22 protein-coding genes are annotated in these 23,086 nt (G+C 60.5%); 9 read left to right on the top strand and 13 right to left on the bottom strand.

Annotated elements, in window-relative coordinates:
* The first annotated feature begins 195 nt into the window (after positions 1-195).
* Entirely contained in the window at positions 196-1,428 is a 1,233-nt protein-coding gene (gene sstT / locus VQ575_RS16845) for a serine/threonine transporter SstT (protein ID WP_039589125.1), read from the top strand.
* A gap of 78 nt (positions 1,429-1,506) precedes the next feature.
* On the opposite strand, the gene VQ575_RS16850 is transcribed toward sstT, so the two are convergent.
* Positions 1,507-2,016: a DUF1993 domain-containing protein gene (locus VQ575_RS16850; RefSeq protein ID WP_039589124.1), complete on the bottom strand. Its 510-nt coding sequence runs from the start codon at positions 2,014-2,016 to the stop codon at positions 1,507-1,509.
* 129 nt (positions 2,017-2,145) lie between these two features.
* Here VQ575_RS16850 and VQ575_RS16855 point away from each other — a divergent pair, with 129 nt between their 5' ends.
* Positions 2,146-2,793 (top strand): YceH family protein, encoded by a 648-nt coding sequence (locus VQ575_RS16855; RefSeq protein WP_039589123.1) that lies wholly within the window; start codon positions 2,146-2,148, stop codon positions 2,791-2,793.
* 6 nt (positions 2,794-2,799) lie between these two features.
* Here the strand turns inward: VQ575_RS16855 and VQ575_RS16860 are convergent, their stop codons facing one another.
* Positions 2,800-3,621: a shikimate 5-dehydrogenase gene (locus VQ575_RS16860; protein WP_039589122.1), complete on the bottom strand. Its 822-nt coding sequence runs from the start codon at positions 3,619-3,621 to the stop codon at positions 2,800-2,802.
* Positions 3,622-3,867: 246 nt separating this feature from the next.
* Here VQ575_RS16860 and VQ575_RS16865 point away from each other — a divergent pair, with 246 nt between their 5' ends.
* On the top strand, positions 3,868-4,218 hold the full coding sequence (locus VQ575_RS16865) for a hypothetical protein (RefSeq protein ID WP_039589121.1): 351 nt from the start codon (positions 3,868-3,870) through the stop codon (positions 4,216-4,218).
* A gap of 88 nt (positions 4,219-4,306) precedes the next feature.
* On the opposite strand, the gene VQ575_RS16870 is transcribed toward VQ575_RS16865, so the two are convergent.
* The 5 genes from VQ575_RS16870 to VQ575_RS16890 form a co-directional block, all read right to left on the bottom strand.
* Positions 4,307-5,827 carry a nucleobase:cation symporter-2 family protein gene (locus VQ575_RS16870; protein WP_039589120.1) on the bottom strand — a complete coding sequence of 507 codons (1,521 nt, stop codon included), beginning with the start codon at positions 5,825-5,827 and terminating at the stop codon, positions 4,307-4,309.
* 138 nt (positions 5,828-5,965) lie between these two features.
* Positions 5,966-6,787, bottom strand: coding sequence for an arylamine N-acetyltransferase family protein (locus VQ575_RS16875; protein ID WP_039589119.1), 822 nt, complete (start codon positions 6,785-6,787; stop codon positions 5,966-5,968).
* A gap of 117 nt (positions 6,788-6,904) precedes the next feature.
* On the bottom strand, positions 6,905-7,699 hold the full coding sequence (gene xth, locus VQ575_RS16880; RefSeq protein ID WP_039589118.1) for an exodeoxyribonuclease III: 795 nt from the start codon (positions 7,697-7,699) through the stop codon (positions 6,905-6,907).
* A 70-nt stretch (positions 7,700-7,769) separates the two neighbouring features.
* Positions 7,770-10,346, bottom strand: a complete 2,577-nt coding sequence (locus VQ575_RS16885) for a bifunctional diguanylate cyclase/phosphodiesterase (RefSeq protein ID WP_039589117.1) — start codon at positions 10,344-10,346, stop codon at positions 7,770-7,772.
* Between the two features lie 202 nt (positions 10,347-10,548).
* On the bottom strand, positions 10,549-12,120 hold the full coding sequence (locus VQ575_RS16890) for a sensor domain-containing diguanylate cyclase (protein ID WP_039589116.1): 1,572 nt from the start codon (positions 12,118-12,120) through the stop codon (positions 10,549-10,551).
* Between the two features lie 349 nt (positions 12,121-12,469).
* Between VQ575_RS16890 and VQ575_RS16895 the strand changes: the two genes are divergently transcribed.
* Positions 12,470-13,618, top strand: a complete 1,149-nt coding sequence (locus tag VQ575_RS16895) for a mechanosensitive ion channel family protein (RefSeq protein ID WP_325918012.1) — start codon at positions 12,470-12,472, stop codon at positions 13,616-13,618.
* A gap of 247 nt (positions 13,619-13,865) precedes the next feature.
* Positions 13,866-14,345 carry a hypothetical protein gene (locus tag VQ575_RS16900; protein ID WP_325918013.1) on the top strand — a complete coding sequence of 160 codons (480 nt, stop codon included), beginning with the start codon at positions 13,866-13,868 and terminating at the stop codon, positions 14,343-14,345.
* Positions 14,346-14,378: 33 nt separating this feature from the next.
* Here the strand turns inward: VQ575_RS16900 and VQ575_RS16905 are convergent, their stop codons facing one another.
* Together VQ575_RS16905 and VQ575_RS16910 are read right to left on the bottom strand one after the other, a co-directional pair.
* A complete protein-coding gene (locus tag VQ575_RS16905) occupies positions 14,379-14,621 on the bottom strand; it encodes a hypothetical protein (RefSeq protein ID WP_198725559.1) in 243 nt (80 codons plus the stop codon).
* A gap of 109 nt (positions 14,622-14,730) precedes the next feature.
* Positions 14,731-15,954 (bottom strand): MFS transporter, encoded by a 1,224-nt coding sequence (locus VQ575_RS16910; protein ID WP_325918015.1) that lies wholly within the window; start codon positions 15,952-15,954, stop codon positions 14,731-14,733.
* 240 nt (positions 15,955-16,194) lie between these two features.
* Between VQ575_RS16910 and VQ575_RS16915 the strand changes: the two genes are divergently transcribed.
* The gene (locus tag VQ575_RS16915; RefSeq protein ID WP_325918017.1) at positions 16,195-17,112 is read left to right on the top strand and encodes an AraC family transcriptional regulator; all 918 of its coding nucleotides are present in this window, start codon (positions 16,195-16,197) and stop codon (positions 17,110-17,112) included.
* 55 nt (positions 17,113-17,167) lie between these two features.
* Here the strand turns inward: VQ575_RS16915 and VQ575_RS16920 are convergent, their stop codons facing one another.
* The 4 genes from VQ575_RS16920 to VQ575_RS16935 all read right to left on the bottom strand — a co-directional run bounded on the left by VQ575_RS16920 (position 17,168) and on the right by VQ575_RS16935 (position 21,147).
* The gene (locus VQ575_RS16920; protein WP_325918018.1) at positions 17,168-18,070 is read right to left on the bottom strand and encodes a LysR family transcriptional regulator; all 903 of its coding nucleotides are present in this window, start codon (positions 18,068-18,070) and stop codon (positions 17,168-17,170) included.
* A gap of 6 nt (positions 18,071-18,076) precedes the next feature.
* Positions 18,077-18,763 carry a cysteine hydrolase family protein gene (locus VQ575_RS16925; protein ID WP_039589111.1) on the bottom strand — a complete coding sequence of 229 codons (687 nt, stop codon included), beginning with the start codon at positions 18,761-18,763 and terminating at the stop codon, positions 18,077-18,079.
* A gap of 315 nt (positions 18,764-19,078) precedes the next feature.
* Positions 19,079-19,936 carry a TIGR03915 family putative DNA repair protein gene (locus VQ575_RS16930; RefSeq protein WP_198723103.1) on the bottom strand — a complete coding sequence of 286 codons (858 nt, stop codon included), beginning with the start codon at positions 19,934-19,936 and terminating at the stop codon, positions 19,079-19,081.
* Complete coding sequence (locus VQ575_RS16935) at positions 19,927-21,147, bottom strand: putative DNA modification/repair radical SAM protein (protein ID WP_325918020.1); 1,221 nt, start codon at positions 21,145-21,147, stop codon at positions 19,927-19,929. Before VQ575_RS16935 ends, VQ575_RS16930 begins: the two co-directional genes overlap by 10 nt.
* Positions 21,148-21,308: 161 nt before the next feature.
* Between VQ575_RS16935 and VQ575_RS16940 the strand changes: the two genes are divergently transcribed.
* Genes VQ575_RS16940 through VQ575_RS16950 form a run of 3 tightly spaced genes read left to right on the top strand, consistent with a single transcriptional unit; the run spans position 21,309 to position 22,862 of the window.
* The gene (locus tag VQ575_RS16940; protein ID WP_152668422.1) at positions 21,309-21,479 is read left to right on the top strand and encodes a YhfG family protein; all 171 of its coding nucleotides are present in this window, start codon (positions 21,309-21,311) and stop codon (positions 21,477-21,479) included.
* Positions 21,479-22,084: a putative adenosine monophosphate-protein transferase Fic gene (locus tag VQ575_RS16945; RefSeq protein WP_039589108.1), complete on the top strand. Its 606-nt coding sequence runs from the start codon at positions 21,479-21,481 to the stop codon at positions 22,082-22,084. The genes VQ575_RS16940 and VQ575_RS16945 overlap by 1 nt, the downstream gene beginning before the upstream one ends.
* A gap of 55 nt (positions 22,085-22,139) precedes the next feature.
* A complete protein-coding gene (locus VQ575_RS16950) occupies positions 22,140-22,862 on the top strand; it encodes a metallophosphoesterase (RefSeq protein ID WP_039589107.1) in 723 nt (240 codons plus the stop codon).
* Positions 22,863-23,086 lie beyond the last annotated feature (224 nt).

Here is a 23,086-nt window from a genome sequence, read left to right on the forward strand (position 1 = left end):
GAATGCCCCCGTCAGCAAAACGTGTTCAAACATGCAGGTGACGGATCGTCACAGGTCCGTCAGATTTTTCGTCGGGCTGTGATAAAGTCCGCGGCCTGCAAACGCTCTACCTTCTTTCGGTCCCGTCCAAGTGGCCTGCCGGCTCGTTGCCCCGTTCGGCTGACCGTTACACATAAAAAAATCAGAGATACCGTTATGACAGCTGTCTCCCCTTCTCTATTGCACCGCCTCAAAAGCACTGGCTTGGTCACGCAGATCATTATTGGCCTGATCGCCGGTATCGTCCTGGCATTGCTGGCGCCGGACCTGGCGAAATCCACTGAGTTCATCGGCAAGGTTTTCGTATCCGCGCTGAAGGCGGTGGCACCAATCCTGGTGTTCGTGCTGGTCATGGCCTCGATCGCCAACCATAAGCACGGCCAGGAAACCCACATCCGGCCGATCCTGTTCCTTTACCTGCTGGGCACCTTCGCGGCCGCCGTGGTTGCGGTCATTGCCAGCACGTTGTTCCCCTCCAGCCTGGTGCTGAGCACTCAGGACGTCGCGGTCACCGCGCCAGGTGGCATCAGCGAAGTGCTGCAAAGCCTGGCACTGAGCGTCGTCGACAACCCCGTCCGTGCATTGATGAACGGTAACTTCATCGGCATCCTGGCCTGGGCCATCGGCATGGGCATCGCTATTCGCCACGCCGGCCAAACCACGCGCACCGTCCTTGAGGACTTGTCCAATGGCGTGACCGTGATCGTGCGCCTGGTGATCCGCTTCGCCCCGCTGGGGATTTTCGGGCTGGTGGCTTCGACTCTCGCCACTTCCGGCTTCAGCGCCCTGCTCGGCTATCTGCACCTGCTGATCGTATTGATCGGCTGCATGTTGTTCGTGGCACTGGTGATCAACCCGCTCATCGTGTTCTGGAAGCTGCGTCGCAACCCGTACCCGCTGGTGTTTACCTGCCTGCGCGAGAGCGGGATTACCGCGTTCTTCACCCGCAGCTCCGCGGCGAACATCCCGGTAAACCTGGAATTGAGCAAGCGCCTCGGCCTGCATGAGGATACTTACTCGGTTTCGATCCCGCTGGGCGCGACCATCAACATGGCCGGCGCGGCTATCACCATCACGGTCCTGACGCTGGCCGCCGTGCACACCCTGGGCATCGTGGTGGACGTTCCCACGGCCGTGCTGCTGAGTGTCGTTGCCGCCGTCTGCGCCTGCGGTGCTTCCGGGGTGGCGGGCGGGTCGCTGTTGCTGATTCCGCTGGCGTGCAGCCTGTTTGGCATTCCTAGCGAAATCGCCATGCAAGTGGTCGCGGTGGGCTTCATCATCGGGGTGCTGCAGGATTCGGCTGAAACCGCGTTGAATTCGTCTACCGATGTCTTGTTCACGGCAGCGGCTTGCCTGGGCGAAGAAGAGCGGGCGCGTCGCACAGCCTAAGCAATGCGCTGGCTGCGGACAGCCACAAAAAAGCCCGGGACGGCTCACACCGTTCCGGGCTTTTTCATGCCCGCGGGATTAGAACGCGCCCATGTAATCGCGCTTGCCCACTTCCACACCGTTGTGACGCAGCAAGGCGTACGCAGTGGTCACGTGGAAGAAAAACTGCGGCAAGCCGTACGTCAGCAGGTAATTCTGGCCCGTGAAGCGTTTTTCCTTCGGTGTGCCCGGACGGGTCACGATCTCGATGCCTTCCTTGCCATCGATCTGCTCGGCACTGATACCGTCAATGAAAGCCAGCACCTTGGCGATCAGGGCTTGCAGCTCAGCGAAGGTGGTCTCGTTGTCGTCGTACTTCGGCACTTCAATCTCGGCCAGGCGCGCGGACACGCCCTTGGCGAAGTCCACGGCGATCTGCACCTGGCGTACCAACGGGAACATGTCCGGGAACAGGCGCGCTTGCAGGAGCGCATTCGGATCGATGTTTTTCGAGGTGGCGTGGGCTTCGGCCTTGTTCAAGACATCGCTCAGGGCGTTGAGCATCTGCTTGAAAACCGGGACGGAGGCGGCGTACAGGGAAATAGTCATGGCGATCTCATGGAATGGTAGAAGAAGATGAATCAAACGTGGGCGATTATAGCCACGGCTTGTTGCGCACCTTGTCTTTTATTGCGCAAGGATTACGCTAGGCGCCTTCCACAGCATAGGGAACGCGCGATGAGCATCGAAGAACAAGGCCCGGCCGAAGAACCGCGGCTCAACAGCACGGAAATCCGCATTCTCGGCGCCCTGGTCGAAAAGCAGGCCACCAATCCCGAGTCCTACCCTCTCACCCTGAATGCACTGGTGCTGGCCTGCAACCAGAAAACCAGTCGCGAACCTGTGATGAACCTCAATCCGGGACAAGTCGGCCAAAGCCTGCGGGCCTTGGAGGGCCGGGGTTTTACCCGATTGGTGATGGGCAGCCGCGCCGACCGCTGGGAGCACCGGGTCGACAAGGCGCTGGAATTGGTGCCAGCCCAAGTGATCCTGATGGGGTTGCTGTTCTTGCGCGGGCCGCAAACCGTCAACGAACTGCTGACCCGCAGCGGTCGCATGCATGATTTCGAGGACACCGAACAGGTGGTGCACCAGCTGGAGCGCCTGATCGCTCGTGGCTTGGCGCTGTTGGTGCCACGCCAGGCCGGCCAACGCGAAGATCGTTATGTGCATGCCATGGGCGACCCGGCGGACATCGAGGCGATCCTCGCCGCGCGTCAACAGCCGGCCGAACGCAGCACCGCGGGCGGCGTATCGCTGGAACGTATCGAAGAACTCGAAGCGCGAATCGCGGCGCTGGAAGAACGGCTGGCACGGCTGGAATAACGGCGCTTACCCGGCCCGGGCAAATGCCACGGCTTTGTCGAACTGGTCGTGGTTGGGCCGGACCCCGGTGTACAGGACGAACTGCTCCAGGGCTTGGATCGCGATGACCTCCAGCCCTGTGATCACGCGCTTGCCTTGCGCCTGGGCGCGCACGATCAATGGTGTTTCCGAAGGAATCGCCACGACATCGAACACGGTCTCGGCCGCAGCGATGGCGGCGGGCTCGAATGCCAGTTGGTCTGCTTCCGCACCGCCGGTCATGCCGATCGGTGTGACGTTGATCAGCATCTGTGGGCGCCGATCACCCAGTTCGGCTTGCCATTCGTAACCCAAGGAATCGGCGAGGGCCCGGCCAGTGGTTTCGTTGCGAGCCACGATCAAGCCATTTTTGTAGCCACCGTCGCGCAAGGCGCTGGCAACTGCCTTGGCCATGCCACCGCTGCCACGCAGGGCAAACGTGGATTCCTTGGGCACGGCATGGTGCTGCAACAGTTGCGCGATGGCGATGTAGTCCGTGTTGTACGCCTTCAGATGACCGTTGGTATTGACGATGGTGTTGATCGACTGGATGGCCGCGGCGGAAGGGTCCAGCTCATCGACCAAGGCAATGCAGGCCTCCTTGAATGGCATCGACACACCGCAACCGCGGATGCCCAGGGCGCGGATACCGCCCACGGCCCCGGGCAGATCCTGGCTGGTGAATGCCTTGTAATAGAAATTCAGACCCAACTGCTCATACAGGTGATTGTGAAAACGCAGGCCGAAATTGCCCGGGCGTCCCGATAGCGACATGCATAGCTGGGTGTCTTTGTTGGGGGTCATCTGCATGTTCGTCTCCTTCAAACCAATTTCGGATGGGCGGGCGCGCTGTCCCGACCGGTTCATTCGATGATCTGACACCGGGTGCAGCGAGCCGACTCGGCGTCCGGTAAAAAAAACCGCCACAGACCTTACACAATATTTACCCAACGGCGTCGAAAATCCTGGGAAAATCGCTGTCAGAGCAAGTATCCCCGCGCCCCTACTCGGGTCTGCTACAGGCCACAGGCGCCGGGGCCGGAACGAGGAAACGCCATGAAACGCAAACTCCCCATCATCGCCCTGCTCGTGGGGGCACTCGCGGTCACCGGCCAGGCATCCGCCCATGGCCGCGGTGGTTGGGAGGGGCCCGCAGTGTTCGGTGCCATCGTCGGCTCTGCCATTGTCGGCTCCGCGCTCATCAACCGTGACCGGCCGGTGTACGTCCAGCAACCGGTCTACGTGCAGCCACAGCCGGTCTATGTGCAGCAGCCTCCACCGGTCTACTACCAACCGCAGCCGGTGTATATCGAGCAACCGATCTACTATCGCCCGGCCCCGGTGTATTACGGCCCTCCGAGGGGCTATTACTACGGTCCGCCACGTGGGCACTACGGCCGATGGTAAACAGTGCCCCTTGAGCTGAACAAAAAAGCAGCCTGTGATCGATGATCACAGGCTGCTTTTTATTGGGTCAAAATGCCCGTTGCAGGGTCTAGACGTGCTCGCTGCTTTTCAATCGCACCGGGCCATGTTCTGCGGTCGGATGGTCAGGCGCGGCGACCACGGGAATCTCATTGCCGTCGCAGTCGTGCAATTTGCCGTCGCTGAAATAATCCCCCTCGCGCAGCGCCGCCAGATCCTGATAACGCAGCACCCGTTCGGTGCCGGCGGCGAATACCGATTGCTGATCGGAGTTGCCGGCGGTGAAGTGGTTGAAGGCCAGGTTCAGCACGATGGCCATGATGGCCGACGAACTGATGCCGGAATGGAAGATCGTCGCGAACCAGCTCGGGAAATGGTCGTAGAAGTTCGGCGCGGCGATCGGGATCATGCCGAAGCCGATGGAGGTAGCGACGATGATCAGGTTGACGTTGTTGCGATAATCGACCTTCGACAGCGTGCGGATACCGCTGGCGGCGACGGTACCGAACAGCACGATACCGGCGCCGCCGAGCACTGAAGTCGGCACGGCGGCGATCACCCGCCCCATGAACGGCAACAGCCCGAGCACCACCAGGAACACGCCGCCCGTTGCCACCACGAAACGACTCTTGATCCCGGTCACGGCCACCAGTCCAACGTTCTGGGCAAAGGCGCTCTGGGTGAACGACCCGAAAATCGGCGCGATCATGCTCGACAGCATGTCGGCCCGCAAGCCGTTGCCCAGGCGCCGGGAGTCGACCTTGGTGTCGATGATCTCCCCCACCGCGAGGATGTCGGCCGAAGTTTCCACCAGCGTCACCATGATCACGATGCACATCGACAGGATTGCGGCGATATGAAAGGTCGGCATGCCAAAGTGAAACGGTGTCGGGAAGCCGAACATCGGGCCCTCACCCACCGATGAAAAATCCGCCATGCCAAGAAACACCGCGATGACCGTACCGATGACCATCGCCAACAGGATCGATAGCCGGGAAATCGTCGCGCTGCCCATCTTGCTCAGCACCAGCACCAGTACCAGGGTCACGGCGGCCAAGCCAATGTTGGCCATGCTGCCGAAATCCGGTGCATGGCTGTTCCCGCCCATTGCCCAGCGTGCCGCCACGGGCATCAATGTCAGGCCGATGGTGGTGATCACGATGCCGGTAACCAAGGGTGGGAAAAAACGCGTGATGCGGGAAAACACCGGGGTAATCAGCAGGCCGATCAAGGAAGCGGCGATTACCGCGCCGAGGATGGCCTGGAAACCCCCTTCTCCACCGGTGCCGACAATCGCAACCATGGTCGCGACACCAGAAAACGAAACGCCCTGGACCAGTGGCAGTTGGCAACCAAAAAATGGCAGGCCGAGGGTTTGCAACAACGTCGCCAGCCCTCCTGCGAACAGCGAAGCAGCGATCAGCAGACCGATGTCGGCAGCGGACAACCCGGCCGCCTGGCCGATGATCAAGGGCACCGCGACGATGCCACCGTACATGGTCAACACATGTTGCAGGCCGTAAGCCATATTCGCGCCGACGCCGAGGTTTTCGTCCTCGGGCCGTGGGAGTGAAACATGGGGCGTTTTCATGGTTCGGGGATTCCCTGTTTTTTGTTATGCGCACACTGTATTCAAAACTCAGGACAAATGTCCATAGAGTTGTATACAACTTGTTGCGCAAGCGTGACGAACAGGGATTGCAATTCCTAAACCAAAACGGTCAGAACATCATGCCAAAAGTTCTTTAATCGCGGGCCGCAGTAATTCCCGGGGCGGTACGGTGAGGCCGAACTCCGTTTCCAGCAGCGCGATCAGCTCATCGGCGTCGCTGATGGTGCGTCGTTCGCTTTCGTGTCCAATCCGGTGCACGGCATAGCTGTTGCCATTGAGCGTCTTGCGAATTCCCTCACCTGTGCGGGCGACCATCAGCCTGCCCATGAATGGCGATTCAGGGTGGGAGCAGACATACCAATTGCCAACGATGTAGTCGATTTCCTCCTGGCGTTGCAGGTCGAAGAGGTACATCGGGCGCCATTCATCGCCGACCTCGGCGCGCAACATGTAGCCGTCCTGGCTGATGTCGATGCGATACGGTTCGTGAGGCGTGGGCTGGACATCGCGGTTGTCCAGCAAGAGCGGCGCGGTGGGCACCATGCCGCCAAAGCCGACGTCGGTGACATAGCGCACCCCATCCAGCGTCACCACGCTCAAGCGATGGGTACGCGCGGGCCAGGCGCCCTCCGGTGCGTTCATCACGACGCGTCCGGTGATGCCTCGGGCATCGAAGCCCAGCGCCTGCAACAATGCCAGGAACAACTGATTGAGTTCATAGCAATAACCGCCACGACCTTGTTCAAAGACCTTTCGCTCGACCGTCTCCAGATCGATGGGCACAGGCTGGCGCAGCAGCGTCGAGAGGGTCTCGAAGGGAAACTCGGCGGTATGGCGCCATTGAAGCTGGCGCAGCGTATCCAGCGTGGGAGGCGGCGCCGTGTCGAAACCCAGGCGTCGCAGGTAGCGACCGGTATCGCTCAGTCGAGATTGGCTCATGGGGGATATCCTTTCCTGTCAGGAGGCAGGGCTTTCGGTTAGCTCGCTGCAATTGGGCAGGTATAAGGCATTTCCCTGCTACGGACAAATCTGACGAGGGTTGGCCCGCTCGAACCCTCAACGCCGCTTTCGCGAAGACAACCGGATCCAGGTCGGCGCGTGGTCGCTGGGATGCTCCTGGTTCCTGACCCAGGCATCCACGCCCGCATCGCTCAGGTAGGCGCTGGCCACCGGGTTGAGCAGCAGGTGGTCGATGCGCAGCCCAGAGTTTTTTTGCCAGTGCTGGCGGAAGTAATCCCAGAACGTGTAGATCCGCTCTTGCGGATAGAGATGACGCAAGGAGTCGGTCCACCCCTGGTCCAGCAACCGCTGATAACACTCACGGCTTTCAGGCTGCAGCAGCGCGTCCTTGAGCCAGGAGCGCGGGTTATAGATATCCATGTCGGTGGGCACCACATTGTAGTCCCCGGCCAATACCACCGGATGGTCGCTCGCCTGGAGTGCCTGCGCATACTCGATCAGGCGTTCGAACCAGGCCAGCTTGTAGTCGAACTTCGGACCTGGCTGGGGATTGCCATTGGGCAGGTAGAGGCAGCCCACCAGGACGCCATGCACCGCTGCTTCCAGATAACGGCTGTGACTGTCATCCTCTCCTCCTGGCAGGCCGCGTCGGCTCTCCAAAGGTTGCGCATCGCGGGCCAGGATCGCCACACCGTTCCACGACGCCTGGCCATGCCAGATCGATCCGTATCCCACCGACTCCAGCTCCGCGGCCGGGAAATCCTTGTCCGCCGCCTTGAGCTCCTGCAGACAGGCAATGTCGGGTTTTTCCCGCTCCAGCCATTCCAGCAGGTTAGGTAGCCGTGCCCGAATGCCGTTGATGTTGAAAGTCGCAATCCGCAGGTTCTTCATGGGCGAAAATTTCCTGAATGCCAAGACTTAGTTGTGACCGGCGACAGGCCCCACGGGTTGCAACCATCGCTCAGGAACCGGTTCGCGAGAATGACTGGCCGCTTTCGAGCAGGTCGGCGAATGCCTGCTTGTCGATGGGCCGGCTGAGGAAATAGCCCTGGACTTCGTGGCACTCATCCGTGCCCAGTGAACCCAACTGCGCCAGGGTTTCCACGCCCTCCGCCGTGACGGTCAAGCCCATTGCCTTGCCCAGGTTGATGATCGCCTGGACCACCGCCCGGTCGTTACTGCTGTTGCTCATCGAGGCAATGAAGCGCTTGTCGATCTTGATGCCATCGAACGGGTACGTGCGCAGATAACCGAGGGACGAGTAACCGGTACCAAAGTCGTCCATGTTCAAGCGCACCCCCAACTCCTTTAGCGCATTCATCACCTGGAGTGCGCCATCGACGTCGTTCAGCATGACGTTTTCGGTAATCTCCAGTTCGAGGCGACTCGCCGGGAAGTGGGTTTCGATCAATACCTGGCGCACATCCTCGACGACATCACTGCGCTCGAATTGCGCCGGTGACAGATTGACCGAAACCATCAGCGTTCCCGGCCAGGTCAGCGCGGTTTCACATGCCTCGCGCAGCACCCAGCGCGAGAGCGGGACGATCAGGTCGGTTTGCTCGGCCAGCGGGATAAAGGCATCGGGGCCCAACAGTCCCTGGGTTGGATGTTGCCAGCGTACCAGCGACTCGACCGCGACGATCTCCCGACCGTCGACGGTGTAGCGTGGCTGGAAATGCAGGATGAATTCGTTGTTTTTCACCGCTTGGCGCAGGTCGCTTTCCAGCTGGCGACGATGCTGGATCTGATCGTTCATGTGCGAGGCGAAATAGCACCAGGTCTTCTTGCCCTCGGACTTGGCCTGGTACAGCGCGATGTCGGCGCAGCGGATCAACTCGCCCGGCAGGTAGCCTTGGCGTCGGCTCACGGCGATGCCGATGCTCGCGCCAATGTGCAAGGAATGAGACTCGTAGTGGATCGGTTGCTGCAGGCTGTCGATCAGCCGCGTACAGAATCGGTCGATTTCCGAGGTGTGCTCCACGCCGCTGAGCACCACCACGAACTCATCCCCTCCCAGGCGCGCCACCAGGTCCTGTTCGCGGGTACTGTCGCGCAGGCGCTGGGCCACTTCCAGCAACACCGCATCGCCCGCCGGATGGCCCAGCGAATCGTTGATCGGCTTGAAATTGTCCAGGTCCACCATCAGCAGGGCCAATGGCGCGGAATGCTCCTTGGCAATCAACGCGTCGTCCAGATGGCGCGCCAACTTGTTGCGATTCGGCAGTCCGGTCAACGCATCATGCAGCGACAAATGCTGGACCTGAGCGTGGGCAGCTACCTCATCGGTGATGTCGCTGGCCGTGCCACGATAGCCCGTCACGGTCGCCTTGTCGTGGATCGGCCGTGCCGACACCCGACAGAATCGCAATTGCCCGGAATGATCTCGGTAAGAGCAACGCAGGTTGCTGGCGTTCTGTTCTTCGACCAGGTTGCCCAGCCAGGAGGCAATCGGCAACGTATCGCAATACAGCAACTGTTCGATCTCCTGACCCAGCCACTGCTGGTCGGAGAACCCGGTAACGGTGTTGAAGCGACCCGAAAGGTAGGTGATGCGTTGCTGGCTGTCGATTTCCCATATCCAGTCGGACGCCGCCTCCGCCACGGCGCGAAAGCGCTCTTCACTGGCCTCAAGCGCCTGTTTCGACCTTTCCAGGCTGTCGTAGCTGGCATCCACCTGTCGAGCCGTGCGCATGGCATAGCGAAAGAAATAAACGGTGAGCAACGCCAGGATCAGCAGCGCGCCTCCCAACGGTGGCGCGAGCGACCACAGCAGTTGCTGGCCCGGCCGCTCCAGTCGCGAGACCAGGCTGTAGCCGGTATTGTCCAGCGGCACCGCCGGCTGGTCGGGCGCCAATGTGGCGTCTTCCACGAGGTTCAAGTCGGTCAGGCCGTAGCCCTTGCCCAGCTTGCGCAGCTTCACCGGTGTCAGTTGGTCGACGAACAGCAGGATCGATGTCCCCTCTGCGTCGACCTGGGGACGTTCGTCGTTGGGCACGATCACCGAAGCCGTGACGACAGCCGGCCAGCCCTCGAACAAGGTGTAGCGGATCATCGGCCTCGTCAGGTCGGGTTGCGCCTGGAGCTCGTCCACGAGTTTCTTCAGCGGCGCGTCCATATAGGCCGCCGCCTCTGCCTGCACATGCTGCCCCCGCACGACGGCATATTTGGTGCGTTCCCGGTCGATGACAAACACACCCTCGTATTCATCATTGGTGAACAGGGTCTTGCCCATGTTCTGGTCGGCATAGGCCCACTGCACATTGACCTCGGCGTTGAGGTGCTCGTAGGCAGTGGTCCAGAACGCGTAGCTGGTGATGTAGTTTTTCGAGGCGGTGATGCGATTATCGAGGGCACGCTCGATGTAGAAGCGAGTCTCGTCCACGTCTTGCGCATCCAGCTTTTGCGCAATATTGAACAGCGCGGCGACGGCTACCAGCACACCCAGGACGAACAGCCCGCCGAGGGCCGCCACCAGGCGACGGGTGATTGGCGTATGACGGGAGACATCAGGGGGGGTATCGGCAGTGGTATCCATTGACCTGCTCCTATCCTTTCGGCCCGCGGGCTTCGTCGTGCAAGCATCACCGCGTCGAGTGCATTCGACCGTTGCGTTTTCCTAACCTTAGCAGCCACCGTCGCGCCAAATGACGGGCCCACAAAATTTGACGAAAGGGCCTACGCCTCGCCTGCATGATGAGCAATGGACAGTCAGCTGTCGCCGATGATTCCAACGGATCTCAACGATCGGAACGTTCCAGCGCATCGAACGCGCCTTCCCGGGACAAGGCCGCGACACAGTTGCGACCGCTGTGCTTGGCCTGATAAAGCGCCGCATCGGTGCGCTGGATAAACACTTCGGTACTGTCCAGGCTGCTGGGCACGAAGGCATAGCAGCCCAGGCTGACCGTCAGGTAGCCGGAGGGCGAAGCCGAGTGGGTTATATGCTTGTCGATGACGCTGCGGCGGATCTGCTCGGCCAATGCCATGGCGCCGTGCAGGTTGGTGTCGGGCAGCAAGACGGCGAATTCCTCCCCGCCGTAACGCACGGCCAGGTCAGCCTTGCGATGGCAGCAGGCCTTGAGCACCTTGGCCACCTCCGCCAGGCAGTGATCCCCCGCAACATGCCCGTAGGTATCGTTGTAGCGTTTGAAGAAATCGATGTCGAGCATGATCAGGCTCAGGGAGCTGCGCTGGCGGGCGCCTCGACCGAATTCGATGTCCAGGGCGCGTTCGAACAACCGCCTATTCGCCAGGCCGGTCAGGCTGTCGTGGGTAGCGATCAGCTCCAATGCTTCCTGGGCCTTGCGCAAATCCGCCTCGATCCGCTCGCTGTTGCGCACCTGGCGCACGAAGACCCAGCCGAACAGACAAACACCCAACACCACCAGGGCCACGATAAGGCTGGACTGGAAAGCCCTGTCGTACCAGCCCGCCAGGATCGCCTGCTCGGACATCGCGGCGGTCACCACCAACGGATAAGCCTGCAAATGCCGGTGCCCATGTAGCCTGACGATACCGTCGGAAGATGGGCGAAGATCCGTATCGCCGGCACCCATGCTGGCGTGCTGGTGCTCGTATACGTACTCATCGGCAAGCGGACGACCGATCTGTGCTTCATCGAAAGGCCGGCGCGCCAGCAACGTACCGTCGGATAACGCCAAGGCCATTTCGCCCTGGTCGTCGATATTGAAGCTCTTAAAGAACTGATCGAAATAGGACATCTTGATGCCCGCCAGCAGCACGCCCTGGAAGTTGCCCTTCGGGTCATTCAATCGACGGGAAACCGGAATGATCCATTCGCCGTTCTGTCGACTGGGAACCGCTGGGCCAACGTGGGCTATCAACGAGGCGTTCTGCTGGTGGAACTTGAAATAATCGCGGTCTGCGACCCCTGGCCCCCTGTGCAGGCGTTCGAAAGACGTCACGACCCAGTGGCCGTTCTTGTCGAACAGGAACAGGCCGTGCAGTTGCTCGAGGGACTGCACGCGTCGGGCAAAGATCTGGTGCAAGCGTGGACGCGTCGACGGACCGAACCCATCGTCCTGAATCCAGTCCGCAAGGCTGGCAAGTACCAGGTCGGCTTGCAGGAACGTGTCCTGGGCCTGCTGGGCCATGGCGCGGGTGAGGTTGGCCGAGGCGATGCGCGCCGACTCCACGTCATGGCGACGCGATTGCTCCAGTTGCAGGAAGAGCAAACCACAGAGACACAGGCATACGGCTGCAATGAACGCCACCGCGGCCTTGAGCAACGGCAAGCGTTTCAAGGCACCGCCGGGCGCATGGTTCGGATCATGGATGGGGATAGGCAAGCGAAATCCTGGGGAGGGCAAAGCATGAGCGAATCGCTCAAAAGCCCCCAATAATCGGGAGCTTAGCGCACCGTTTGGGGGGCGGCAATTTGCCTTTAGGACTAAGTCGATGGATGGCTGAGTGGATCCAAAAACACTCGCATCTTCTGGCCAATATGACGTTGGAAACAGACCTGGCGCGACGTTTGCCGGAGACCCCTGCACCCATCACACGCTGCCACAGGGCCGGCAATAAAGTTGAACGGCCAAAGCCACGCATGAACTAACAAAGTTCATGGCCCGGCCCGTGCCTTTGCACTGAATCGGCCAGGGCACAACCTGAACAGCAATGGCACAGGTGAACCGACCCATGGATTCAAGCTCCCTCGAAATTTTTACCGACACCCAACTCCTCGGCATTTCCATCGCCAACTGGTTGCTGGCACTCAGCGTGATGACGGTGAGTTTCATCGTCGCCAGGGCCGGCATCGGTTTCCTGCTCAAGAACGTACGGGCCCGGGCACAGAAGCCCGACGCCTACATCAGTCATATCGCGGTGGAGGTGCTGTCCAGCACCAGCAACACCCTGCTGTTGCTGGCCTCGATCCTCATCGGCATCGGCGCTCTGGACCTGCCGGAACGTTGGTTGGGCCGGGTCAGCAGCCTGTGGTTCGTGGTGGCCGCCCTACAAGTGGGACTGTGGGCAAACCGAGCGATCGCCCTGGCGCTGATGCATTATTTTGCGCGCCACAGCCACAGCGATATCCATCAGAAAAGCGCCTTGGCCACCTTGAGCCTATGGGGCGCGAAAGTGTTCCTGTGGGCGGTGGTATTGCTGGCGATGCTCTCCAACCTTGGCGTGAACATCACGGCGTTCATTGCCAGCCTCGGCGTCGGCGGCATCGCCGTAGCGCTCGCCGTGCAGAACATTCTCGGCGACCTGTTCGCCTCGCTGTCCATTGCCGTGGACAAACCCTTCGAAGTGGGCGACTTCATCGTGGTCGGTTCGCTGGCCGGTACCGTGGAACATGTCGGCCTGAAGACCACACGCATCCGCAGCCTGGGGGGCGAACAGATCGTCATGGCCAATGCCGGGATGATCAGCACCACCATCCAGAACTACAAGCGCCTGCAGGAGCGCCGAATCGTCTTCGAATTCGCCCTGCCCCAGGAATGCTCGACCGAACAACTTCGGCAAGTGCCTACCATCGTCGAGAACATCATCAAGGCCCAGGAAAAAACCCGCTTCGACCGCGCGCATTTTCGCGGTTTCGGCGAAAGCACGCTGGAATTCGAAACGGTCTACATCGTGCTGGACCCCAGCTACAACGTCTACATGGATATCCAGCAGGCAATCAACCTGGGGATGATGGACGAATTCGCCAGGATTGGCGTGCGCTTCGCCATGCCGTCCCGCGCCGTGCATGTGGCTTCGTTGCCCGAGATGCCGGAGCGAATGACCAGAGGACATGACGCAGCCTCTGGGCAAACGGCTCCGTCATTTCGGGCCCAACATTGATCTGCCGGACCCGCATTGGAGGATCACGTTACAAGTCCTGGGGTGAAGCAAGACGTCACGTCCGATAGCATTCTCCGCCGGTAAGCCAATGGCGTACATTAGCTATGATTTTTAGAACGCCATGCGAGCAATTGTCTCCCGCTCGGAAGACGTTTCAACTCCGCCACTGCAACCGACATGACCCAGCGCAAAAGCCTCCCCAGCCCCTTCAGCTAAGCTCAACCCATCACCAAGACAGGGAATCGACATGAGCAAGGCAGACGAACTCGCGGCAAAGCTGAGGCAGGCCCAACGCACGCCGGCCGACACCGACAATTGCGCCGATCTGGCGATCGAACATTGGCCTGGCCAGGTGTACGAGCTGTACCGCCAGGTTGAAAGCTGGCTGGCACCGGTTTGTGAGGCGGGCCTGGTCATCCGGCGCAACCCCACCCATGTCTTTGAATGCCATTCCAGCGGTTCAACGTACAACTACGCCATCGACCAACTGTTGATCGAGGGCAATCATCGCCGCATCTCCCTCGACCCGATCGCCCGTTTCTCCCCCGGTGCCGAGGGATGCATCGAAGTCCATATGAAGGGATCGGAACGCGGCATCCTGCGCACGGTGGGCGAACATGGCGAGTCGCGTTGGCATCTGCGCCCAACCGGTCAACAGAGGCCTGAACCCGTGACGCTGGATGAAGACACTTTCCTGTCGCTCATCGAGGAAGGCTTGGGCCTCTAAGCGAAAACGGGCGATTCAACGCGTCGCCCAGCCTTAGAGTGCAGCCGTTTCAAATGCCGCATCGGGCCCGCGTTTGGTCGGCGTCCCTGCGGGCTTGCCAACGAGGATCGCCAGGGCATTGTCGATCTCATCGGCGGCCCGCTCTGCGTGTCGGGCATCCGCCCAGGCCCAGTATTGTTCAGACACCAGCCCACCCACTGCTTGGGCGCATAACGCGTCGCAACTGATGCCCATTTTTCCCGCTGCAGCAATCACGGCCAGGAGCGCTTGCTCCAAGGGTTGAATTCTTTCGGTAGACACAACTGACCAACTCGGTGGATAACCAGCCTGAAGCTTACCAAGATATCAATATGCCACCAACCGCAGGCGCCCAACGGTTCCTCACTCAACCCGTGGTGCCATATGACGTGGGGGCCGATGTTTGTGCCGATTGCCGGTCCGTCGCGCGCGCCGCCAGGACCGTCAGGACAGCGGCCACAACCAGCACCGCCGCGCTGGTTTCAAAGGTCGCACGATAGCCGCTCACGTCAAACAGAACGCCGCCCACCGTAGCACCTGAAGCGATGGCCAATTGAACGATCGCGACCATCAAACCACCCCCTGCCTCGGCATTTTCCGGCAACGTCCTGGCCAGCCAGGTCCACCAGCCCACCGGCGCTGCCGTGGCCACCAGGCCCCAGAGACCAAGCAGGAGGGCCGTGACGGGAGCGGAACTGCCGAACCCCACCAACCCGAGGGCGATCGCCGCCATCAACAGCGGGATGACGATAAGAGTGGGATACAGGCCTTTTTTCAGGAACGCGCCGATCAGGAAGGTGCCAAGCAATCCTGCCAGACCAATCGTCAGCAACATCAGCGAAAGCAGCGAGACGTCCACTTGGGTCACGCTCTCCAGGAACGGCCGCAGGTAAGTGAATAACATGAACTGGCCCATGAAGAAGGTGCTGACTGCCAACATGCCCAAGGCAACCGGTGCCCGGGTCATCAGCTTGAACGGATTGCCCGCGCCCCGCTTTGCCTGGCTGGGCATCGAAGGCAGGCTGAACAGCAGCCATGCCAGGGCGAGCACAGCGACAGGCACGATGCAGCAAAACGCACCACGCCAGCCGATTATCGCGCCGAGGAAGCTGCCCAACGGGGCGGCCACCACCGTGGCCAAGGCATTGCCGCCGTTGACGATGGCCAGCGCGCGAGGGACTTTGTCCTCCGGCACCAACCGCATGGCCGTCGCCGCCGACAGCGACCAGAAGCCGCCAATCGCAACGCCGATCAATGCGCGCCCGACCATGAAAACCAGGTAACAGGGCGCGAGCGCCGCCACTGTTCCGGAGATGATCATCAACAACGTCAGCGCCGAAAGCAGCCACTTGCGCTCGATTCGCGCCGCAATCGATGCGATGAACAGACTGGTGACCAACGCAAAGGCACCGGAGACGGCGATGCCCTGGCCGGCCTGTCCTTCAGTGATCTGGAGATCGGCAGCCACCGGTGTCAGCAGGCTGACGGGCATGAATTCCGACGCAACGAGCGCGAAGGCTGCCAACGACATGGCAAGCACAGCGCCCCACGCAGGCTTGCCCTGTGGTTCTGGTGATGAGGTAGAGGTCATAACAATCCTGAAACTTCTGGAGGGCTCGGAAACCCTTGTGGGAGCACGCTTGCTCGCGATGGCGACGATGACGCCATGAACTGAATCCCACGGGTATTTTCACGAACCGGCTTCGACGGCCGGTAGAACATTTCGCTGGAGTTCTTGCCCGATCCTGTGAGCCCGCCTGTTGCCCATAGGCAACGCTTCGCTTGGCAAGGTAAGGTTCTGCCGATAGCTCTCAACCCAACAGATATCGACATGACCACCCAAGACAGATCGGCCCAACAGAGGCTCGCCAACCTCATCGGTCACCGAACACCGGGCCCGGGCGACTTTGGAACGTCAATGGCAGGCCTTTGTCTGTTCCGCCGCGACGCCCCTGCCCCGCCCATGATCTGCATGATCGAGCCAAGCATCGTCCTCGTCGCCCAAGGGGTGAAACAGGTGTGGATTGGCGGCCAGGCGTACGGGTACGACACCACGCGCTTTCTCATGACCTCACTGGACATGCCCGCGAACTCCGAGGTGCTGGCGGCCAGCCCGGAACGGCCCTGCCTAGGCCTGGTCATGCGCCTCGATTTGCGCATGGTGGCGGATCTGGTCGCCCAAGGTTGCGTGGCGCCACGGGTCGAGCGTCCCGTCGGAATTGGTGCGGGAATCGGCACCGCGTCCCAGGAGTTTCTCGAGCCGTTCGGGCGCCTGCTGGCCCTGCTCGATGAACCCGAAGCGATCCCGGTGCTGGCGCCCCTGATCCAGCGTGAGATCCATTATCGGTTGTTGATGGGCGACCAGGCCGGGCGGCTCAGGCAGATTGCCTCCGTCGACAGCCAGGGTTACCGGATCGCCAAAGCCATCGACTGGTTGAAACTGAACTACACCGGGCCGGTTCGCGTGGACGATCTCGCGGCGCGCGTGCAGATGAGCGCCCCAACCTTCCATCATCACTTCCGCCAGCTCACGGCGATGAGCCCACTGCAATATCAGAAATGGCTGCGGTTGAACGAAGCAAAGCGCCTGATGCTCAACGAGCACCTGGACGTGGCGAGCGCCGCCTACCAGGTGGGCTATGAAAGCCCCTCGCAGTTCAGCCGTGAATACAGCCGACTGTTCGGCGCGTCCCCCAAGCGGGACATTGCAGCGGCGCGCAGGCCGGCAGATATCATGAAAACTGACTGATCTGCGGCGCGCGGGCCCACTGTGGCGAGAAGGACGGGACCCGCTGCAGGGCGCGTCATTGAGCTCGCCCGCCTGAAACCGCTTGGTAGTATTGCGCCATGTAATCTACAAACACTCGAATCTTGGCCGGCAGGTGTCGGGCGTGAGGATAAAGCGCGTAGTAGTGCCGTTCCCCAAGGGTGTGCTCAGGCAGGATCCGCACCAACCTCCCCGCCAGCAGGTCATCCTGCACCGTCGCCAAGGTAAACGCAGCAATACCGCCGCCTGCCAGGGCATAAGCGTGCAAGGCAGTGATGGTGTCTGTATGAAACGTGCCGTGACAGTCCAGGGTGATCGATTCCCCCTCCGCACTGGCGGGCGTCCATTGGTCAGCCGAACCATAGGTCAATAAACGATGGTCGTTGAGCTCGCCAACGCTGCGAGGCAAACCGCGCTTGAACACGTAGGCCGGCGCCGCGACCAGTACCAGCGGCGAAACACTGAGCAACCGGGCGACCAGGCTGCTGTCGGCCAAGGGCCCACAGATGCGTAGCGCTACATCGAACCCCTCGGCCACCAGATCGACCAACGGATCGGAGCAAGACAAATCAATCTGGATGTCCGGATACCGGGCCTGGAAGGCGGGCAACCAATGCCCCAACTCCAACGTGCCGACCACTAACGGCGCACTGATCCGAAGCAGCCCGGAGGGACGTTCGTGTTCCAAGGCGACGGCTTGGGACGCGGCATCGACTCGGTCAAGAATATCCACGCACGCTGCGTAGTACCTTTCCCCCGCTGCCGTAAGGCTCATTCGGCGGGTATTGCGATTAATCAGGCGCACGCCCAGCGCGGACTCCAACTGTTGCAAGTGCCGGGACACTGACGAATGCGTGGTGTCGAGCCGCTCGGCCGCGGCTGAAAAACCTTGGGCTTCAGCGATGCAGCGAAACACGCGCATGGCGAGCATCTGATTCATAGGGGCTTAGCGCACCGGTAGCTTGATGATTTCAGCGGTGTTCATCACATCGCCGAACGTATCCTCGATTTCAGCAAGAGCTGCCTTGTGCAAGGCGTCCTTGTCGATCGACTCTCCGTTGACCCGGGTGATCGCACGGGTGGCTGATGCATCGGCCGCCACCAGTACGTTATAGCTCAATGGCGCTGCATCTCGGGCAGCGCCCGCCACGCACGCGTGCGTCATGAGACCGGAAACGATCACATTCTGGATGCCCGCGGCCTTCAGGCGCTTGTCCAGATCGGTACTGCCGAACACGCTGACGGTGGTTTTCTGCAACACCGGATCCTTGGCCCTGGGCTGTATGTCGGGATGAAACTTCACCGTTTCACCGTCGATGGCAAACACTGGCGAACCGGCGGGCGCAATGTGCTGGACATGGTAGACCGGCATCTTGTTTTCATCAGCGAACTCGATCAGCTTCCGAGCGTTGGCCAACGCTGCCGGGCCGTCGGGGATCGGCATCTTACCGGTGAAGTATTCGTTCTGGAAATCGATCACCAGTAACGCGGTTTTACCGGCTGGCAACTGGCTGACCGGCACCGCCCCGGACATTGCGCGGATGGTGGGATGAGTCTCGGCCGAGGCGCCGGCACTGGCGAGAACGCCGGAAAATACACAGGCGGTAAGGAAACGACGGGTAAAACGCTGCATGGGCAGTTCCTTCTTTCGTGGAGAGAATGAAGGGAATGCTAGGGGTATGGCCCGCACCCGAACACAGCGTGGGCGGCACAGGACTTGTTTGGAATTTGCACAGGTGAGGCGTGATCAGGGGGCGTTACCGCTCGCTAAAGGGCGCGAACAATCAAACCCTACGCAAACGGTATTACCCGATCTGATGTGAAGGACTTGGAGCAACGGTTAGCCGCCATCACTGAAGAGTTGCATGAGATGATGGATGCACCTAAGCCCGGCAAAGCCAAGGCATCGGTATGACCTCAAATTTGGGATCCGTCTAGAAGCACTGTTTCACCCCGACGCCTCTACCCCGCTGCCCACGATTATCCGCTTCCCCACCCGCTCCCCAACTTCCAACGCCTGCCCATCCCTCTGCTTCCCCTGACGCGCCTGCCCTACCAACTGCGGTATCAAATCCCCTTCCGGCAAATGCTTCCAGAACCGCCCCGGCATGTGCTGGCGCAACGCGGTGGGGTTGAGCCTCGCCGGGTTGAAGATGTGTCGATAATAGGTGCGCCACAATTCCGCGCCGGGGTCTTCGGCGTGGCGGGCCCACTGCTGCCATTGCTCGGGACAACGGCGTCGGTAGTCCAGCGAATGCCCATCGAAACGAATGCCGTCGCGGGGCGTTGCGATCAGCCAGCGCTGCCGGCCCAGCCGCTCGGCAAAATGCCCGCTCGCGCTTTCAAGGATGTCGTGGGCCGGCTGGTGGAAAGCCACCAGATCCAGTTGCAGTTGTTCGGCGATCGCTGGCGGCAAGGGTATGAAACGCACGAACGCGTGAAGGTGATGGGCTTCGCGGCTGACCTGCTTGATGCGCCGTTGCAACTCGCTGCCCAATCGATCACCGGCGAGCATCGCGGTGCGATCACCATGGGCGACGCGCCAGAGCACTTCGTACAACAGGTTCCAGCGTTGTTCGCCCTGGTAGCGACCGGCCTGTTCCAATTGATCCGACAACCCCGCCGGGACGCGCGTCTGGAACGGTCCCGGGCCTTGCGGTAATGGCGCCGGCACTGCCAGCAGGTCGGCCATGGGGCCCTGGACCCAGGTCACGTCGCTGGGATCGACTCCGTGGCCCAGCAGTGTTCGGGCCTGGTTGCGCCAGGTGCTGAAACAGTCGTCACAATCGAGCGCAATCATGCCCACAACCCCATTTGCACCGGCCGTTGCGGATCGCGCAAACGCGCTCGGAGCAAGCCGCTGCGCACCTGGCCGTCAGCGGGTCGGTAATCGCTGGTCACGATGAACGGGCGGGCCTTTTCCAACACGCAACGCAACTGCACCAGGTCGTCGTAGCGAATCCGCCGCTCCCTGCGCAATGTCACCAGGCGCTGGACACTGCGCAGGCCGATGCCGGGAATGCGCGCAAGCAAGGCCGGCTCGGCGCGGTTGAGATCCAGCGGAAACACATCGCGATTGGCCAATGCCAAGGCCAGCTTGGGGTCGATGTCCAGGTCCAGGTTGGCGGATGTGCTCAACAGCTCGCCCGCCTTGTAACCGTAGCCACGCATGAGGAAGTCGGCCTGATACAGCCGGTGCTCGCGCAGCAACGGTGGCGCGGCGAGCGGCACACTGGCGGGACTCTCGGGGATCGGGCTGAAGGCGGAATAATAGACTCGACGCAAGCCGTAGCCCTGATAGAGCGACTCGGCATTGCTGAGGATGGCATGGTCGTCAGTGGCATCGGCCCCGACGATCACCTGGGTGCTCTGCCCTGCTGGCGCAAAGCGAGGCGCCCGTGGCTCGCCGGCCACCGCCTGTTGGCCATCGTGGATGGTGCCCATGGCCTGGCGAATCGTCGTCAATTGTTTTTCCGGCGCCAAGCGCTTGAGGCTGACCTCGGAAGACAACTCGATATTCACGCTCAGGCGATCGGCCAGCCGCCCGGCCTCTTCGATCAATAGCGGATCCGCGTCGGGAATGGTCTTGAGGTGGATGTAGCCTCGAAAGTGATGCTCCTCGCGCAGCAACCGCGCCACCCGAATCAGTTGTTCCATGGTGTAGTCGGCGGAGCGAATAATGCCGGAGCTCAGGAACAGGCCGCTGATGCAGTTACGACGGTAGAAATCCAAGGTCAATCGCACCACTTCTTCCGGTGTGAAACGCGCCCTCGGCACATTGCTCGATCGGCGGTTGACGCAGTACTGGCAGTCATACAGGCAGAAATTGGTCAACAACACCTTCAGCAGCGATACACAACGCCCATCCGGCGTGTAGCTGTGGCAGATACCCATGCCATCCGTGGCTCCAAGCCCGTCCCGACCACGCGAACTACGCTTTGGGGCACCACTGCTGGCGCAGGACGCGTCATATTTGGCGGCGTCGGCAAGAATGCCGAGCTTGGCGATCAACTCCATGGAAGATTCTCGAATACTGGATGCATAGACAGTATTTGGAGATTGGCCGCGATGCAAGCGCCGTTGATCAATCCAGCCCACGAACGGATGGTCACTGATGGGTTTATCGGCAACGCGATGGGCTATAATCCGCTCATTCACACGATTCGAGGTCCCATACCATGGGCACTGTCAGCCTTGAAACAAAGAAGGCCTACGCGGCCAGGACGCGCAGGTCGAACTACACAGCCAGCCTGCGCCTGGAAGGTTTCAAAGTGTCTATCGAGGACGGCGAACGCAAGCTGCCTTCCCGTGAAGACGTCTTGAAAACCTTCACCAAGACCCGAGCCTGATGCCCGACAAATATGGCGTCGGCGAGGACGCCTACTGTTATCCCGGCTCCACGGTCCTGCGCAATAAACTCAACATCCGTGATGAGTCCACCCTGGGCGAAGCCGAACAACAGCTCTCGGCCATCGCGGCGAGTAATGTCGAATTCAGCCTTCCCCCTTACAGCCTGGCTTACCTCCAGGATATCCATCACGCATTGTTCGCGGACTTGTTCGACTGGGCGGGAGAATTACGGACCGTAGGCATGGCCAAGCAAGACACTCGCTTTTGCCAACCCGAATACATGGAAAAGGAAGCCAACAAAATATTTGCTCGGATGGCGGCGGCAAACTGGTTCGAGGAAATGAGCCGGGATGAACTCATTGTCGCCGTGGCAGACGCGTATTCCGATATCAACGTCATACACCCGTTCCGCGAAGGCAACGGCCGCGCCCAGCGCATCCTGTTCGAGCACCTCATCATGAACGCCGGGTTCGAAATCAGTTGGTGGGGTATCGAAAAAGACGAATGGATCAGCGCAAACATCGCGGCTTATAACTGCATGCTCGCCCCCATGGAAACGGTTTTCAAGAAGTGCATTGGACAGCCGATACAATCTCGACCATAAGTTATCTGCGCCCGAAGTACATTCCTTGCCAGCCAAACCTGCCGAAAGACCCAACATGCACCGGACTGCCTCCTTTCCCCCGAACGAGCAAGGCCGAGACTTTGTCGTGGGCGATGTCCATGGACATTTCGAGCTTCTGGCCACAGCCCTGGACAAACTCGATTTCAATACCGAAATAGACCGGGTTTTTTCCGTGGGCGACCTCATCGACCGTGGTCCCGACTCCGAGAACGTATTGCATTGGCTCGCAAAGCCCTGGTTTCATGCCGTGCGCGGCAACCATGAACAAATGGTGATCGACGGCATCTGCGGCTGCGGAGACAAACCCAGGCACATCCGCACCGGCGGAGCCTGGCTCTATGAGTTGAACCTGGCCATCCAAGATCAACTTCTAAACGCTCTTCAAGCACTTCCACTCATTATCGAGATTGATTTATCGGCAAATAAAACGATTGGGATCGTACATGCCCAAGCGCCGATGATCGGGCCTAACAATGATTGGCAAGGTGCGAAAGACGCAATTACCGGCAAACTCGGGAAGCAGGTCCAACAACAAGCCTTGGCGCAAGCCTTGTATGCCCGGAACAAGATCGAACAGCAGGATCGGACTCCAATCACAGGCATCCACGAGCTTTATGTCGGACATTCAACAGTCCCTACCGTCACGCGCCTCGGTAATGTTGTCTATGTGGACACTGGCTGCTCCTTCTCCGACGGAGCGCTGAGCCTGGTGGAAATCAGCAGTCGGGCCGTTTTCAACATAGGCGTGACGCAGTAAGGCAACGAGCTGCCTCGCTCATCGGTCCAGGGCCGACGGCATTCGCTGCCGTCCTATACCTGATAAACTGTGCGCCCTTCGCATTCGCCTCCAGATTCCCATGCCTCTTCAAGAAACTTCGCAGCAGTCCGTGTCCCGCCGCTTCAGCGTTGCGCCGATGATGGATTGGAAGGATTGATCGCCGAACCCATTGCTCTGCTTGCTTAGCGCCGTTTTTTCGTCGA

This window comes from Pseudomonas frederiksbergensis, assembly GCF_035751725.1.
GTDB classification, from domain to species: domain Bacteria; phylum Pseudomonadota; class Gammaproteobacteria; order Pseudomonadales; family Pseudomonadaceae; genus Aquipseudomonas; species Aquipseudomonas frederiksbergensis_A.

Coding starts and splice junctions, on each gene's coding strand:
- VQ575_RS16910 (WP_325918015.1), bottom strand. CDS start 15,954: ATGACCTCTACCTCATCACCAGAACCACAGGGCAAGCCTGCGTGGGGC.
- xth (WP_039589118.1), bottom strand. CDS start 7,699: ATGAAGAACCTGCGGATTGCGACTTTCAACATCAACGGCATTCGGGCA.
- VQ575_RS16850 (WP_039589124.1), bottom strand. CDS start 2,016: ATGACTATTTCCCTGTACGCCGCCTCCGTCCCGGTTTTCAAGCAGATG.
- VQ575_RS16945 (WP_039589108.1), top strand. CDS start 21,479: ATGCCCGACAAATATGGCGTCGGCGAGGACGCCTACTGTTATCCCGGC.
- VQ575_RS16885 (WP_039589117.1), bottom strand. CDS start 10,346: ATGGATACCACTGCCGATACCCCCCCTGATGTCTCCCGTCATACGCCA.
- VQ575_RS16950 (WP_039589107.1), top strand. CDS start 22,140: ATGCACCGGACTGCCTCCTTTCCCCCGAACGAGCAAGGCCGAGACTTT.
- VQ575_RS16920 (WP_325918018.1), bottom strand. CDS start 18,070: ATGAATCAGATGCTCGCCATGCGCGTGTTTCGCTGCATCGCTGAAGCC.
- VQ575_RS16915 (WP_325918017.1), top strand. CDS start 16,195: ATGACCACCCAAGACAGATCGGCCCAACAGAGGCTCGCCAACCTCATC.
- sstT (WP_039589125.1), top strand. CDS start 196: ATGACAGCTGTCTCCCCTTCTCTATTGCACCGCCTCAAAAGCACTGGC.
- VQ575_RS16935 (WP_325918020.1), bottom strand. CDS start 21,147: ATGGAGTTGATCGCCAAGCTCGGCATTCTTGCCGACGCCGCCAAATAT.
- VQ575_RS16875 (WP_039589119.1), bottom strand. CDS start 6,787: ATGAGCCAATCTCGACTGAGCGATACCGGTCGCTACCTGCGACGCCTG.
- VQ575_RS16895 (WP_325918012.1), top strand. CDS start 12,470: ATGGATTCAAGCTCCCTCGAAATTTTTACCGACACCCAACTCCTCGGC.
- VQ575_RS16860 (WP_039589122.1), bottom strand. CDS start 3,621: ATGCAGATGACCCCCAACAAAGACACCCAGCTATGCATGTCGCTATCG.
- VQ575_RS16855 (WP_039589123.1), top strand. CDS start 2,146: ATGAGCATCGAAGAACAAGGCCCGGCCGAAGAACCGCGGCTCAACAGC.
- VQ575_RS16940 (WP_152668422.1), top strand. CDS start 21,309: ATGGGCACTGTCAGCCTTGAAACAAAGAAGGCCTACGCGGCCAGGACG.
- VQ575_RS16870 (WP_039589120.1), bottom strand. CDS start 5,827: ATGAAAACGCCCCATGTTTCACTCCCACGGCCCGAGGACGAAAACCTC.
- VQ575_RS16900 (WP_325918013.1), top strand. CDS start 13,866: ATGAGCAAGGCAGACGAACTCGCGGCAAAGCTGAGGCAGGCCCAACGC.
- VQ575_RS16865 (WP_039589121.1), top strand. CDS start 3,868: ATGAAACGCAAACTCCCCATCATCGCCCTGCTCGTGGGGGCACTCGCG.
- VQ575_RS16925 (WP_039589111.1), bottom strand. CDS start 18,763: ATGCAGCGTTTTACCCGTCGTTTCCTTACCGCCTGTGTATTTTCCGGC.